This is a genomic window from Marichromatium sp. PS1, from assembly GCF_041155115.1.
GTDB classification, from domain to species: domain Bacteria; phylum Pseudomonadota; class Gammaproteobacteria; order Chromatiales; family Chromatiaceae; genus Marichromatium; species Marichromatium gracile.
In genome coordinates, this window is the sequence record NZ_BAAFHB010000002.1 from 671,888 (window position 1) to 685,732 (window position 13,845).

At 68.3% G+C, this 13,845-nt stretch carries 11 protein-coding genes; 5 read left to right on the forward strand and 6 right to left on the reverse strand.

Annotated elements, in window-relative coordinates; all coding sequences use genetic code 11:
- Positions 1 to 490 precede the first annotated feature (490 nt).
- From accC to cutA, 6 genes are all read right to left on the reverse strand, one after another.
- Positions 491 to 1,831 (reverse strand): acetyl-CoA carboxylase biotin carboxylase subunit, encoded by a 1,341-nt coding sequence (gene accC, locus ACAM26_RS04240; protein ID WP_062274983.1) that lies wholly within the window; start codon positions 1,829 to 1,831, stop codon positions 491 to 493.
- Between the two features lie 99 nt (positions 1,832 to 1,930).
- Positions 1,931 to 2,395, reverse strand: a complete 465-nt coding sequence (accB, locus tag ACAM26_RS04245; RefSeq protein WP_123139278.1) for an acetyl-CoA carboxylase biotin carboxyl carrier protein — start codon at positions 2,393 to 2,395, stop codon at positions 1,931 to 1,933.
- A 2-nt stretch (positions 2,396 to 2,397) separates the two neighbouring features.
- Positions 2,398 to 2,859, reverse strand: coding sequence for a type II 3-dehydroquinate dehydratase (gene aroQ / locus ACAM26_RS04250; RefSeq protein ID WP_005221810.1), 462 nt, complete (start codon positions 2,857 to 2,859; stop codon positions 2,398 to 2,400).
- A 132-nt stretch (positions 2,860 to 2,991) separates the two neighbouring features.
- Positions 2,992 to 3,561, reverse strand: coding sequence for a TlpA disulfide reductase family protein (locus tag ACAM26_RS04255; RefSeq protein WP_123139279.1), 570 nt, complete (start codon positions 3,559 to 3,561; stop codon positions 2,992 to 2,994).
- Positions 3,558 to 5,843, reverse strand: a complete 2,286-nt coding sequence (locus ACAM26_RS04260) for a protein-disulfide reductase DsbD (protein WP_369613176.1) — start codon at positions 5,841 to 5,843, stop codon at positions 3,558 to 3,560. Before ACAM26_RS04260 ends, ACAM26_RS04255 begins: the two co-directional genes overlap by 4 nt.
- The gene (cutA, locus tag ACAM26_RS04265) at positions 5,843 to 6,178 is read right to left on the reverse strand and encodes a divalent-cation tolerance protein CutA (protein WP_123139281.1); all 336 of its coding nucleotides are present in this window, start codon (positions 6,176 to 6,178) and stop codon (positions 5,843 to 5,845) included. Before cutA ends, ACAM26_RS04260 begins: the two co-directional genes overlap by 1 nt.
- A gap of 579 nt (positions 6,179 to 6,757) precedes the next feature.
- Between cutA and ACAM26_RS04270 the strand changes: the two genes are divergently transcribed.
- The 5 genes from ACAM26_RS04270 (at position 6,758) to glnE (ending at position 13,765) form a co-directional block, all read left to right on the forward strand.
- Entirely contained in the window at positions 6,758 to 7,189 is a 432-nt protein-coding gene (locus tag ACAM26_RS04270; protein WP_369613177.1) for an FxsA family protein, read from the forward strand.
- A 279-nt stretch (positions 7,190 to 7,468) separates the two neighbouring features.
- Positions 7,469 to 7,759: a co-chaperone GroES gene (groES, locus tag ACAM26_RS04275; RefSeq protein ID WP_005221801.1), complete on the forward strand. Its 291-nt coding sequence runs from the start codon at positions 7,469 to 7,471 to the stop codon at positions 7,757 to 7,759.
- Between the two features lie 62 nt (positions 7,760 to 7,821).
- The gene (gene groL, locus ACAM26_RS04280; protein ID WP_369613178.1) at positions 7,822 to 9,465 is read left to right on the forward strand and encodes a chaperonin GroEL; all 1,644 of its coding nucleotides are present in this window, start codon (positions 7,822 to 7,824) and stop codon (positions 9,463 to 9,465) included.
- Between the two features lie 530 nt (positions 9,466 to 9,995).
- Positions 9,996 to 10,889: a D-hexose-6-phosphate mutarotase gene (locus tag ACAM26_RS04285; RefSeq protein ID WP_190287861.1), complete on the forward strand. Its 894-nt coding sequence runs from the start codon at positions 9,996 to 9,998 to the stop codon at positions 10,887 to 10,889.
- Between the two features lie 5 nt (positions 10,890 to 10,894).
- Entirely contained in the window at positions 10,895 to 13,765 is a 2,871-nt protein-coding gene (glnE, locus tag ACAM26_RS04290) for a bifunctional [glutamate--ammonia ligase]-adenylyl-L-tyrosine phosphorylase/[glutamate--ammonia-ligase] adenylyltransferase (RefSeq protein WP_369613179.1), read from the forward strand.
- Positions 13,766 to 13,845 lie beyond the last annotated feature (80 nt).

A 13,845-nucleotide genomic window follows, 5' to 3' on the forward strand; every position in this document is an offset into this window, starting at 1 on the left:
GACGGGTCGCTGTTGGCCGGGAATCGACCGTCATCCACGCCCAAAAACCCTTCGTGTCCTTGGTGTCTTGGCGGTTTGGACCAGCCACCAGCTGTCAGCCGCCAGCCGCCGGGAGATTGAACCGCCAAGATACCGTCTTGCCCGTCAATCGCTGATCATGCACACCAGCCTTCCCGACTGGAGGCTGGAAGCCGATCGCTGGAAGCTGGTTCGAACCGCCAAGACACAAAGGACGCGAAGAAAGCGATCAGCCTTCAGCAAACAGTCTCCAGTGTCGGTGTGCGATCAACCGCGACGCGACGAGACACCCCAGCCCCTCACTGGAGGCTGGCAGCTGGAAGCCTTTCTTCATCTTCGCGCGCTTGGCGGTTCACAATCTGACTGGAGGCTGGAGGCTGGAGGCTGGAGGCTGGAGGCTGGAGGCTGGAGGCTGGAGGCTGGAGGCTGGAGGCTGGAGCGAGCGGGGCGGGCGGCTGCCCGCCCCGGTGGCTCAGAGGCCGAGCATCTTCTCGAGATAGTGGATGTTGGGTCCACCGGCGAGGAAGGCGCCGTCGCGCATGATGGTGCGCTGGAGTTTGATGTTGGTGTCGATGCCGTCGATGATGGTCTCGCGCAGCGCGCTGCACATGCGTGCGATGGCGGCGTCGCGATCCTCACCGTGGGTGATCAGCTTGCCGATCATCGAGTCGTAGTAACAGGGCACCGTGTAGCCGGAATAGATGTGCGTCTCCAGCCGTACGCCGGGGCCGCCGGGGGCGTGGAACTCGGTGATCTTGCCCGGGCTGGGCATGAAGGTCTCGGAGTTCTCGGCGTTGATCCGGCACTCGATGGCGTGTCCGCGGATCTCGATGTCCTCCTGACGGTAGCGCAGCGGTTCGCCGGCGGCGATCAGGATCTGCTCCTTGATGATGTCGATGCCGGTGACCATCTCGGTGACCGGGTGCTCGACCTGGACGCGGGTGTTCATCTCGATGAAGTAGAACTGCCCGTTCTCGTAGAGGAACTCGAAGGTGCCGGCGCCACGGTAGCCGATGGTGCGGCAGGCCTCGGCGCAGCGCTCGCCGATGGTGCGGCGCTGCTCCTCGGTGATGCCGGGGGCCGGGGCCTCCTCGACCACCTTCTGGTGGCGGCGCTGCATCGAGCAGTCGCGTTCACCGAGATGGATGGCGTTGCCCATCTGGTCGGCGAGCACCTGGAACTCGATGTGACGCGGGTTCTCCAGGTACTTCTCCATGTAGACCATGTCGTTGCCGAAGGCCGCGGCGGCCTCGGCCTTGGTCAGCGAGATGGCGTTGAGCAGGGTGGCCTCGGAGTGCACCACGCGCATGCCGCGTCCGCCGCCGCCGCCCGATGCCTTGATGATCACCGGGTAGCCGATCTCGCGCGCCAGCTCCAGGGTGCGCTTCTTGTTGTCGTCGAGCGGGCCGCCCGAGCCGGGGACGCAGGGCACGCCGGCGGCCTTCATCGCCTCGATCGCCGAGACCTTGTCGCCCATCAGGCGGATGGTCTCGGGGCGCGGGCCGATGAAGATGAACCCGGAGTGTTCGACGCGCTCGGCGAAGTCGGCGTTCTCCGAGAGGAAGCCGTAGCCGGGGTGGATGGCGACGGTGTCGGTCACCTCGGCGGCGCTGATCAGCGCCGGGATGTTGAGGTAGCTCTGCTGGGACGACGCCGGGCCGATGCACACGGCCTCGTCGGCCAGCAGCACGTGTTTGAGGTCGCGGTCGGCCTCGGAGTGTACCGCGACGGTCTTGATGCCGAGCTCGCGGCAGGCGCGCAGCACCCGGAGCGCGATCTCGCCGCGGTTCGCGATCAGAACCTTCTCGATCATTGCAGCCATGATTGCAGTGTCTTCTGTAGCGGTTGCCAGGCTGCGCCACCGAGGTGGCGCAGGGTCGACGCTCGCGTGAGGGGGCGTCCCTTCACTCGATCACTCGATCACGAACAGCGGCTGGTTGTATTCGACCGGCTGACCGTTCTCCACCAGGATGCGCTTGATGGTGCCCGCCTGCTCGCACTCGATCTGGTTGAGGATCTTCATCGCCTCGATGATGCACAGGGTCTCGCCGGTCTTGACCGACTGGCCTTCCTCGACGAAGGACTTGGCGCCCGGCGCCGGGGCGCGGTAGAAGGTGCCGACCATCGGCGAGCGCACGACCTCGCCCTGGAGTTCGAGCGGGGCCTCGTCATCGCCCTCGTCGGCGCTGCTCGCGGCAACGCTCGCCGCAGGTGCGGCCGGGGCCGGCGCCGCGGCTTGCTGCGGGGTGTAGACCGGCATGGCGGTGCTGCCGTGGCGGCTGATGCGCACGGATTCCTCGCCCTCGTGGATCTCGATCTCGGCGACGTCGGATTGCTCCAACAGCTCGATCAGCTTCTTAACCTTGCGGATGTCCATGGTCAGTGTTTCTCGTTCGTGTGGTCTTGCGCCACGCGGGTGAGCGCAGCGCGCAGCGCCAGTGCGTATCCCTCGGCCCCGAGCCCGCAGATCACTCCCTCCGCGATGTCGGAGAAGTAGGAGTGGGCGCGAAACGGCTCGCGGGCGTGCACGTTCGACAGGTGCACCTCGATGAAGGGGATCGCGACCCCCAGCAGCGCATCGCGCAGGGCGACGCTGGTGTGGGTGAAGGCGGCCGGATTGATGATGATGAAGCGCACGTTCTCGTGTGCCGCGCGGTGGACTGCGTCGACCAGGACGTGCTCGGCGTTGCTCTGCAGGAAGGCGAGGTCGTGTCCCGCCCGTGCAGCCATCTGCTGGAGCTCGCGCTCGATGTCGGCCAGCGTGGTGCTGCCGTAGTGCGCGGGCTCGCGGGTTCCGAGGAGGTTGAGATTGGGTCCGTTCAGGACCAGGATCGCGGCCATGTCGCCAGCTGCCTCGCCGAAGGTTGCAACGGTTTCGGATCCACTATTTCGGCTTTGAATAGTAGTGAACCGCTGCGAATTGTCCGTATTTTACGGGATGATGTCCAGCTGGTTCGGCGAATTCACGCCCCCTCAGCGGGCGCTCGCGGGGTCGTCGGCGAGTCGGGCGGCGAGTTGCTCGAATTGTGCCTGATCGAGTGCCCCGGTGTGGCTGAAGATGCGTCGGCCACGGGCGTCGAAGGCGACGGTGAAGGGTAGCCCCTCGACGCGGTTGCCGAGGCGCCGGGCGAGGTCGATGGCCTCGAGATCGGCGAGCAGCACGGTGAGATCGAGCGGGTGTTCGGCGAGGAAGGCGCGGGTCGTCTCCGGGCGGTCGACGGCGATCGCCACCACCCGTATCCCGGTCTCGGCGTGGGTGCGGGCGAACTGCTCGAGCAACGGCAGCTCGGTGGCGCAGGGCGGGCACCACACCGCCCAGAAATTGAGGATCAGCGGGCGGCCGGCCCAGGCGTTGCTCGTGTGTTCGCGTCCGCCGAGGTCGGGGAGGCGGAAGTCCGGTAGCTGGTCGAGCGTGCCGCCGCGCAGCCCGGCGTGACGGTCGCGGTCGGCGCCCTGGTCGAGCCAGCGCTGACCGAGGACCGCCGCGCCGATGCTGATGCCGCCGGCCAACGCGGTGACCAGCACCACCTTGGCCGGGCTCATGGTGCGGCCCGGCGCAGGTGATCGGCGAAGGCCTCGGCGGGGGTGAAGCCGACCAGGCGGAAGCCGGTGCGCTCGGCGCCGTCGGCGCCGAAGAACAGCATCGCCGGCGGTCCGGGGATGCCGAAGCGTCCCTGCATCAGCGCCTGATCGGCGGCGTCGTTGGCGGTGACGTCGGCCTGCAGCAGCACGAAGCGGTCGAGCTCTGCGATCACCGCGGGGTCGCTGAAGGTGTAGCGCTCCATCTCCTTGCAGGCGACGCACCAGTCGGCATAGAAGTCGAGCATCACCGGGCGGCCCTGGGCGCTGGCGGCGGCCAGTTCGCGGTCGAGATCGGCGACCGTCTTGACCCGGGTGAACTCGGCATGGGCCGCCTCGCCGCCGCCGCCGATGCCGAGCCCGCGCAGCGGCTGCAGGGTGTCCTTGCCGCCGGCGGCGGCGCCGATCAGCATCAGGCCGCCATAGACCAGCAGCGCCACCCCGAGCCCCTTCCACAGCTTGCGCCAGCCGCCGCTCTCGTGGCCGAGCGGGCTGAGCGCGCCGAGATAGACCGCCGAGCAGATCAGCAGCAGGCCCCACAGCAGCATCGCCACCGCCGCCGGGATCACCCGCTCGATCAGGCTGATGGCGACGGCGAGCAGGGCGACGCCGAACACCGCCTTGACCGCCTCCATCCAGGCCCCGGCGCGGGGCAGCAGCTTGCCCGCCGAGGTGCCGATGACGATCAGCGGCGCGCCCATGCCGAGGCTCAGCGCGAACAGCGCAACGCCGCCGAGCAGCGCATCGCCGGTCTGGCTGATGTAGATGAGCGCGCCGAACAGCGGCGGGGCGACGCAGGGACCGACGATCAGCGCCGAGAGCAGGCCCATGATCGCCACCCCGGCGAGGGTGCCGCCCTGCTGGCGGTTGCTGAGTGCGGCCAGGCGTGATTGCAGGCTGGCCGGCAGCTGGAGGTCGTAGAAGCCGAACATCGACAGCGCCAGGGCGACGAACACCAGGGCGAAGGCGCCGAGGATCCAGGGGTCCTGGAAGGCGGCCTGGAGGTTGGCGCCGAACAGCCCGGCGAGCACCCCGGCGACGGTGTAGGTCAACGCCATTGCCAGCACGTAGACCAGCGACAGCACGAAGGCGCGGCGGGTGGTGATGCCGGCACCCTGGCCGGCGATGATCCCGGAGAGGATGGGGATCATCGGGAACACGCAGGGGGTGAAGGCGAGCAGCAGACCGAGGCCGAAGAACAGCGCCACGCTGGTCCACAGGCTGGCGTTGGCCAGGGTCGAGGCCAGCCGGTCCTGCTCGGAGACCGGCGCCGCGCTCGGCGCGGGCGCAGCCGGCGCCGGCGCGACGGCGAGGGGTGCGGCGCTGCCGCCGGCGGGGAGGGCGAGCGCCACAGTGCGGGTCTGCGGCGGGTAGCAGATGCCACGCTCGGCGCAGCCCTGGTAGCCGACCACCAGGGTGGTGTCGAGTGCCTCGGTGGTGGCGCGGCGCAGGCTCAGGTCGAGGGTGAGACGGTCGTGATAGACGGCGACGTCGCCGATGCTGCCGTCGGGCAGCACCGAGTCGTGCTTGATCTCGCCCGGCGGCAGCGCCGGCTGCTCGAGCGCGAGCCGGTCGTCGTCGAGCGCGACCTCGACCAGATCGCGATAGAGATAGGTGCCGGGGGCGATCTCCCAGTGCAGTCGCACCCGTTCGGGGCCGAGCACCTCGACCTGGAGGTCGAAGGCCTGGTCGACGGTGAGGATCTCCTCGTCGTCGAGGCCGAGGGCGCGGCTGATGCCGGCGCCGGCATCGAGTCCGGGCAGCGGGATCGCCGGGGCCGGTGGGGCGAGCGGCGGCGCGGGCAGGCGTATCTGGACGCGCTGGCGGTGCGGCGGGTAGCAGAGTCCGGCGTCGGCGCAGCCCTGTGAGGTGGTCTCCAGGGTGAGCACCTCGGGGGCCGCGGCGGAGCGCGTCACGGGCAGGGTGATCTCGACCGTGTCGCGATAGATGCCGACCTCGCCGAAGAACTCGTCCTGCTTGATCTCGGGCTCGGGCAGTACCGGCTCACCGAGGGTGATGCCGGCGGTGTCGGTGGTGAAGGCGAACTTGGCGGCGTAGAGATAGTAGCCCTCGGCGATGCGCCAGCGCACCTTCAGGGTGTCGGCGTCGATGGCCTCGGCGCTGGGCTGGAAGGCTTGATCCGGGAGCAGGAAGTCGTCGCGGGCCTGGGCCGCGAGTCCCGGGAGCAGCAGCGCGAGCAGCACGAGCAGCGGCAGGTGACGTGACAGGTGAGCGAGGCGGGACATCAGCGGTGCGCTCCTGTGGCGGTGTCGATCCAGTTCAGATAGTCGGCGAGCCCCTCGGTGATGGGGACGGCGATCGCCTCCGGGGTCTCGTAGGGGTGGAGTTCGGCGAGTCGGTCGATGAGCGCCCGGCTGCGCTCGGCGCTGGTCTTGATCAGCAGCAGGACCTCGCGCTCGCGCGCGATCTCGCCCGCCCAGCGATAGATCGAGGTCAGGCCGGGGACCAGATTGACGCAGGCGGCCAGCTCCTCCTCGACCAGCTGCTCGGCGAGCCGGGTCGCCTGGGCGACATCGGGACAGGTGCACAGCAACAGGTGATGGCGGGGGTCCGGGTGCATGCTCTGGGTCTCCTTGCGGGTATGGCCTGATCCTTCTTGGTGCGCCGCGTCCGCCGATGGTTCACGCCGGGGTGTTGCGGCATCCTGAGTGGCGCCGGCGCGTGCTGTCAATATGGCTTCCAGCCGCCAGCCGCCAGCCGCCAGCCGCCAGCCGCCAGCGGTCAGTCGTCAGCCGCCAGTCGCCAGCGGGATTGAACCGCTAAGACGCGAAGGGAACGAAGGGAGAAGAGAGAAAGGGAGCCAGCCTTCAGCAAACAGCCTCCAGTGTCGGTGTGCGGTCGACCGCGACGCGACGAGATAACCCAGCCCCTCACAGGAGGCTGGCAGCTGGAAGCCTTCCTTCACCTTCGCGCTCTTGGCGTCTTGGCGGTTCGATCTTCTGGCGGCTGGTCGCCGGTTCCATTCGGGGCGTGCGATGCACTATGCTGCAGGGCATGGCTATGCTGCCGTCCTTCCTCCAGTCGCCTCCCCGATACCTGGTCGCGGGAGGGCCGATATGCCCGCTGCCCGGTTGGCGCGGGCGCTCGCCGGTCCCGGTCCCCGGGATCCTGGTCTTCCACCCTGATCGAGACTAACGCCGTGCTGCTTTTTCTTGTGCTCTTCATCGGGCTGCCGCTGATCGAGATCTATCTGCTGATCGAGGTCGGTTCCGAGATCGGCGCCCTGTCGACCATCATGCTGTCGATCCTCACCGCGGTGATCGGGACCTGGCTGGTCCGTCACCAGGGCTTCGGCGTGCTGCTGCGGGTCCGCGAGCTGAGCGACCGCGGCGAGGTGCCCGCGCTCGAGATGATGGACGGCGCCCTGTTGCTGGTCGCCGGACTCTTCCTGCTGCTGCCCGGATTCCTCACCGACGTGGTCGGCTTCCTGCTGCTGGTGCCGCCGCTGCGCCGGGCGCTGGTGTTGCGCTACGTGCGCGGGATCTCGGTGACCACGGTGCAGGGGCAGGACCCCTTCTGTTCGCCCGACGAACCCCGCGTCATCGAGGGTGACTACCGTCGCGAGGACTGATCCGCGCCCCTCTCGCGCATCGTCACGGCTCCGGTCGTGACGATGCCGCCCGCCGCTCGCCGCCCGCCTCTCCGCCGCCACCCCCAGCCCTTGCTCCGGCGTTGTGGTCTCTGCCTTCCGCAGTCGAGATCGCCCCGTCATCGGACCCTTGACAGCATGGATTTTGTCTCTACTATTAGCACTCGTTTCAGGTGAGTGCTAACAGACCTCCGGTCACCACCGCTGTGGCGCTCTAGATACAGATAGATCCACTTCTCAACCGTTACGAGGAGCCCTTGAATGAACATCCGTCCCTTGCATGATCGCGTCGTTGTCCGTCGCATGGAGGAAGAGCGCACCACCGCCGCCGGTATCGTGATCCCGGACTCGGCCACCGAGAAGCCGATCCAGGGCGAGGTGGTCGCTGTCGGCAACGGCAAGATCCTCGACAACGGTGAGGCCCGTGGCCTCGACGTCAAGGTCGGCGACCGTGTGCTGTTCGGCAAGTACTCCGGCACCGAGGTCAAGCTCGACGGCCAGGAGTTCCTGGTGATGCGCGAGGACGACATCATGGGTGTCGTCGAGGGTTGAGCCGAGCGCTCCCCCGCATCCATTCCGATACGACCAGAATTCATACTCGAGGAAGCTAGACAATGACTGCAAAAGACGTGAAGTTCGGTGGTGACGCCCGCGCCCGCATGATGGAGGGCGTCAACGTCCTCGCCGACGCGGTCAAGGTGACCCTGGGTCCGAAGGGCCGCAACGTGGTGCTGGAGAAGTCCTTCGGCGCACCGACCGTCACCAAGGACGGCGTCTCCGTGGCCAAGGAGATCGAGCTCACCGACAAGTTCCAGAACATGGGCGCGCAGATGGTGAAGGAGGTTGCCTCGCAGACCTCCGACATCGCCGGTGACGGCACCACCACCGCGACCGTGCTCGCTCAGGCGATGGTCCGCGAGGGTCTGAAGGCGGTTGCCGCCGGCATGAACCCGATGGACCTCAAGCGCGGCATGGACAAGGCCGTCGAGGCCGCCACCGCCGAGCTGCGTAACCTCTCCAAGCCCTGCACCGAGAACAAGTCGATCGCCCAGGTCGGCACCATCTCGGCCAACTCCGACGAGTCGATCGGCAAGATCATCGCCGAGGCGATGGAGAAGGTCGGCAAGGAAGGCGTCATCACCGTCGAGGACGGCACCTCGCTGAGCAACGAGCTCGACGTCGTCGAGGGCATGCAGTTCGACCGCGGCTACCTCTCGCCCTACTTCATCAACAACCAGCAGAGCCAGAGCGCCGAGCTGGACGACCCCTACATCCTGCTGTTCGACAAGAAGATCTCGAACATCCGTGATCTGCTCCCCGTGCTCGAGGCCGTCGCCAAGGCCGGCAAGCCGCTGCTGATCATCGCCGAGGACGTCGAGGGCGAGGCGCTGGCCACCCTGGTGGTCAACACCATCCGCGGCATCGTCAAGGTCTGCGCCGTCAAGGCCCCGGGCTTCGGTGATCGTCGCAAGGCCATGCTGCAGGATATCGCCATCCTCACCGGCGCCACCGTGATCGCCGAAGAGGTCGGTCTGTCGCTGGAAAAGGCCACCCTCAACGAGCTGGGCACCGCCAAGAAGGTCCAGGTCGGCAAGGACGAGACCACCATCATCGACGGCGCCGGCGCCGAGATCGACATCAAGAACCGTTGCGAGCAGATCCGCGCGCAGGTCGAGGAGACCTCCTCGGACTACGACCGCGAGAAGCTCCAGGAGCGTCTGGCGAAGCTCGCCGGTGGTGTGGCCGTGATCAAGGTCGGTGCCGCCACCGAGATGGAGATGAAGGAGAAGAAGGCACGCGTCGAGGACGCGCTGCACGCCACCCGCGCCGCCGTCGAGGAGGGCATCGTCCCCGGTGGTGGTACCGCGCTGGTGCGCGCTCTGACCGCGATCAAGGATCTCTCCGACGACAACCACGATCGCAACGTCGGCATCCAGATCGCCCGTCGCTCGATGGAAGAGCCGCTGCGTCAGATCGTCGCCAACGCCGGTGAGGAGCCGTCGGTGATCCTCAACAAGGTCGCCGAGGGCGAGGGCAACTTCGGCTACAACGCCGCCAACGGCGAGTACGGCGACATGGTCGAGATGGGTATCCTCGACCCGACCAAGGTCACCCGCTCGGCGCTGCAGAACGCCGCCTCCGTGGCCGGTCTGATGATCACCACCGAGGCGATGGTCGCCGATGAGCCGAAGGACGACGCTCCGGGCGCACCTGACATGGGCGGCATGGGCGGCATGGGCGGCATGGGCATGATGTAAGCCCGGCGCGCTCGTCGCACCATAAGAAAGGCCCCGCTTCGGCGGGGCCTTTTTCGTTTGGGGCTAAGGGAAGCGTTCAGCTACCAGCTACCAGCTACCAGCTACCAGCTACCAGCCGTCAGCCGTCAGCCGTCAGCCGTCAGCCGTCAGCCGTCAGCCACCGGAAGGTTGAACCGCAAAGCCGCGAAGAACGCGAAGGTGAGTTGGGTTTTTTCTCCTTACTTCTCCTGCGGCTCGGCAAGCCAAGATTGCTGAATGGCAGTGATCAAGTAGCCAGAGCGCATGTAATCCACTGACGACTGGCTGCTTTCGAGATCCTTTGCGTACTTTGCGGCTTTGCGGTTCAACATCCTGGCCGCTGGCCGCTGGCCGCTGGCCGCTGGCCGCTGGCCGCTGGCCGCTGGCCGCTCGCTCCCGTCATGCGGCGTATAATCGATCGAATCCGCATTCGTGAAGGTTTCCGCGATGTCCGTGCCCGCTTTCCCTCGCCTGTCGATGGTGCTCGTCCGCGTCGTGTGGGGGCGGGGCTGATGGGTGAGGTGGGGGAGGCGGTCTGCGCCGGGGTGCGGCTGGTCGCGACCGCGGCGGGCGATCTGCTCGCCCGGATCGAGACGCCGCTGGCCGAGGCGCTGGTGTCGGTCCGTCGGGCCCAGGTGCTCGCCTACCGACCGCGCGGTTGCGCCGAGGACCTGCTGTTCGTCGGCAGTCGCGCCGCCTTCCGTCCCGGGCGCGAGCGCATGGGCGGGGTCCCGCTGTGCTGGCCCTGGTTCGGGGTCGACCCGGACGGCGGTCCGATCCACGGCTTCGCCCGCACCGCCGACTGGCGGCTACTCGACTGCGCGCCCCAGTCCGATGGGGCGGTGCGGCTGCGTCTGGTGCCGGAGTCCGGGGCCCTCGCCGCCTGGCCGCACCCCTGCGCGCTGTTGCTGGAGATTCGCGTCGGGGCGACCCTGGGGCTGACGCTGGAGACCCGTAACGAGGCCGATCACCCCTGGACGCTCACCCAGGGGCTGCACACCTATCTGCGCGTCGGCGCGTCCGACCGGGTTCGCTTGCACGGGCTCGACGGTCGGTGTTATCTGGACAAGGCACGGGGCGCGCCGGTTGCGCCATGTCGGCAGCAAGGTCCGGTGAGCGCCGGCGGCGAGGAGGTCAATCGTATCTATCTCGACGCCCCCGGTCCGCTGTGGCTCGACGACCCGGTGCTGGGGCGACGCATCCGGGTGCGCGCGCGCGGCAGCCGTACCTGGGTGGTGTGGAACCCGGGCGCGACCGAGATCCACCGTTTTGCCGACGACCTCGCGCCCGAGGACGCGCGCCGCTTCCTCTGCGTGGAGACGGTCAACACCGCCTCCGAGACCCTCAACCTGGCGCCGGGCGCGGCAAGCCGCATCGGTGCCGACTACCAGATCGAGACCCTGTAGCGCCGATGAACCAACCGATGAGCACCGAACCCGTCACCGAGAGTCACTGGCAGGACTGGCTGGCCTGGGCCGCCGAGACGGGTGTCGAGGTGCCCGATACCCCCGTCTTCGCGCGCGCCCGCGCCGCGGTGTGGGACGGCAGCGAGTTCGTCGCGCTGGAGGTACAGCGTCACCCCGAGATGTTCGCCGAGCTGCTGGCCAGCGGCGATCTCTTCCGCGCCTATGGCCCGGGGGATCTCGATCGCGCGCTGACCCGGGCGCTCGCCGAGGTCGACGACGAGCAGGCGCTGGCGCGCGCGCTGCGGCTGTTCCGGCGCCGCGAGCAGGTGCGCATCGTGTGGCGTGATCTCAGCGGCGAGGGCGCGCTCGAGGAGGTGCTCGAGGACCTCTCGGAACTGGCCGACTGCTGTATCCGTCAGGCGCTCGGCAAGCTCCAGGACTGGACCCGCGCCGAACTCGGCGTGCCCTGCGATGCCGAGGGGCGCGCCCTGGAGATGGTGGTGCTGGCGATGGGCAAGCTCGGTGCGCGCGAGCTCAATCTCAGCTCCGACATCGATCTCATCTTCGCCTTCCCCGAGCGCGGCGAGGTGCGCGACGGGCCGCGCGCGCTCAGCAACGAGCAGTTCTTCACCCGGCTCGGTCAGCGTCTGGTGCAGGCGCTCGGCCAGCAGACGGTCGACGGCTTCGTGTTCCGCGTCGACACCCGGCTGCGTCCCTTCGGTGAGTCGGGGCCGCTGGCGATGTGCTTCGATGCCATGGAGGACTACTACCAGTCGCAGGCGCGCGAGTGGGAGCGCTACGCGATGATCAAGGCGCGCGCGGTGTGCGGTGACGCCGAGGACATCGCCCAGCTCGAGGCGATGCTGCGGCCCTTCGTCTACCGGCGCTATCTCGATTTCGGCGCGATCGAGTCGCTGCGCGAACTCAAGCGGCTGATCGCCAAGGAGCTGTATCGGCGCGGCATGGACGCCAACATCAAGCTCGGTCCCGGCGGCATCCGCGAGATCGAGTTCATCGGTCAGGCCTTCCAGCTGGTGCGCGGCGGGCGCGATGCGGAGTTGCAGATCCGTCCGATCCGCGAGGTGCTGGCGCTGTTGGGTGAGCGCGAGCTGCTGCCGCCCGAGGCGGTGCGCGAACTCGATGACGCCTATTGTTTCCTGCGCCGGGTCGAGAACCGGCTGCAGGCCTGGCGCGATCGCCAGACCCACACCCTGCCCGAGGACGAGGCGGCGCGCGAGCGGATGGCGCGCGCGATGGGCTTCGCCGACTGGGCGAGCTTCGCCCCGGTGCTCGCCGCGCACCGCGAACGGGTGCAGCACCACTTCGACGAGGTGTTCGCGCCGCCGAGCGGCGAGGACGAGCCGGCCGACCACGAGCACGAGGATGAGCTGGCGGCGCTGTGGCGTGGTGAGTACGAGCGCGAGCAGGCGCTTGCGCTGCTCGCCGAGTCCGGCTTCGCCAGCCCCGAGTCGGCGCTGGTGCACATCGATGCCTTCCGCGACACCATCGAGCGCAAGGTGAGCCGCCGCGGCAGCGAGCGTCTGGCGCAGCTGATGCCGCTGGCGCTGCCGATCGTCGCCGCCAGCGAACACGCCGATCTCGCCCTCGAGCGGGTGCTGCGCCTGCTCGAGGCGGTGGCGCGGCGCACCTCCTATCTGGCGATGCTGGTCGAGCACCCCTGCATCCTCTCGCAGCTGGCGCGACTGGCGGGGATGAGTCCCTGGTTCACCGACCGGCTGTCGCGTCAGCCGCTGCTGCTCGACGAGATGATCGACCCGCGCCGGCTCTATGACCCGCTGCGCCGCGAGGGACTCGACGAGGAACTCGACGTGTTGCTCGGTCCGGTCGACCCCGAGGACCTCGAGCAGCAGATGGAGCGGCTGCGTCAGTTCGCCCAGGGCAACATGCTGCGGGTGGCGGCGGCCGATCTCACCGGGGTGATCCCGCTGATGGTGGTCAGCGATTATCTCACCGAGATCGCCGAGGCCACGGTGACGCGGGTGCTCGAGCTGACCCTGACGCACCTGCAGGCGCGTCATGGTCGTCCCACCGCGATCCCCGGCGAGGGTTCGGGGTTCCTGGTGCTCGGCTACGGCAAGCTCGGCGGCATCGAGCTCGGCTACGGCTCCGACCTCGATCTGGTCTTCGTCCATGCCAGCGACTCGATGACGGCGATGACCGACGGCGAGCGCGAGATCAGCAACGAGCAGTTCTACGCCCGTCTCGGTCAGCGGATGATCCACATGCTGACCACCCGCACCCCCTCGGGAACGCTCTACGAGGTCGACATGCGGCTGCGCCCGGACGGCGGCAAGGGGATGCTGGTGCGCTCGATCGGCGCCTTCGCCGCCTATCAGGACAAGGACGCCTGGACCTGGGAGCATCAGGCGCTGGTGCGCGCCCGTCCGGTCGCCGGCGACCCCGAGCTGGCACGTCGCTTCGCCGAGGTGCGCCGCGGGATCCTCTGTCGTCGCCGCGATCCCGAGCAGCTGCGTCGCGACGTGCGCGAGATGCGCGCCAAGATGCGCGCCAACCTCGATCGCAGCGGCGACGGGCGCTTTGATCTCAAGCAAGGTCCTGGTGGTATTGCCGATATCGAGTTTATGGTTCAATACGCTGTACTGCGCTGGGCTGCCGATCACCCGGAGCTCGCCGACTGGACCGACAACGTCCGCCTGCTCGATACCCTGGCACGCATCGACCTGCTGCCGGGAGACACCGCTGAGAACCTCGCCGAGGCCTACAAGGTCTTACGTGCCGCCTATCATCGCAGCGCCCTGCAGGAACAGCCCAAGACCATCGCCGACGACCAGTTGCTGGCCGAGCGCGCGCGGGTCCGGGCGCTGTGGTGCGAGCTGATGGAGGAGTGCGGCTAGCGGCTGCCCACGCATTCCAGACCCCTCCCACCGTGACCCCGGCGCGACCGGATGGCGGGCGGGTGTCTGTGTCCGGTCCC

What these genes read in the sequence shown, in the direction of transcription:
- accC (WP_062274983.1), bottom strand. Translation starts at nt 1,831, where the DNA reads ATGATCGAGAAGGTTCTGATCGCGAACCGCGGCGAGATCGCGCTCCGG.
- accB (WP_123139278.1), bottom strand. Translation starts at nt 2,395, where the DNA reads ATGGACATCCGCAAGGTTAAGAAGCTGATCGAGCTGTTGGAGCAATCC.
- aroQ (WP_005221810.1), bottom strand. Translation starts at nt 2,859, where the DNA reads ATGGCCGCGATCCTGGTCCTGAACGGACCCAATCTCAACCTCCTCGGA.
- ACAM26_RS04255 (WP_123139279.1), bottom strand. Translation starts at nt 3,561, where the DNA reads ATGAGCCCGGCCAAGGTGGTGCTGGTCACCGCGTTGGCCGGCGGCATC.
- ACAM26_RS04260 (WP_369613176.1), bottom strand. Translation starts at nt 5,843, where the DNA reads ATGTCCCGCCTCGCTCACCTGTCACGTCACCTGCCGCTGCTCGTGCTG.
- cutA (WP_123139281.1), bottom strand. Translation starts at nt 6,178, where the DNA reads ATGCACCCGGACCCCCGCCATCACCTGTTGCTGTGCACCTGTCCCGAT.
- groES (WP_005221801.1), top strand. Translation starts at nt 7,469, where the DNA reads ATGAACATCCGTCCCTTGCATGATCGCGTCGTTGTCCGTCGCATGGAG.
- groL (WP_369613178.1), top strand. Translation starts at nt 7,822, where the DNA reads ATGACTGCAAAAGACGTGAAGTTCGGTGGTGACGCCCGCGCCCGCATG.
- ACAM26_RS04285 (WP_190287861.1), top strand. Translation starts at nt 9,996, where the DNA reads ATGGGTGAGGTGGGGGAGGCGGTCTGCGCCGGGGTGCGGCTGGTCGCG.
- glnE (WP_369613179.1), top strand. Translation starts at nt 10,895, where the DNA reads ATGAACCAACCGATGAGCACCGAACCCGTCACCGAGAGTCACTGGCAG.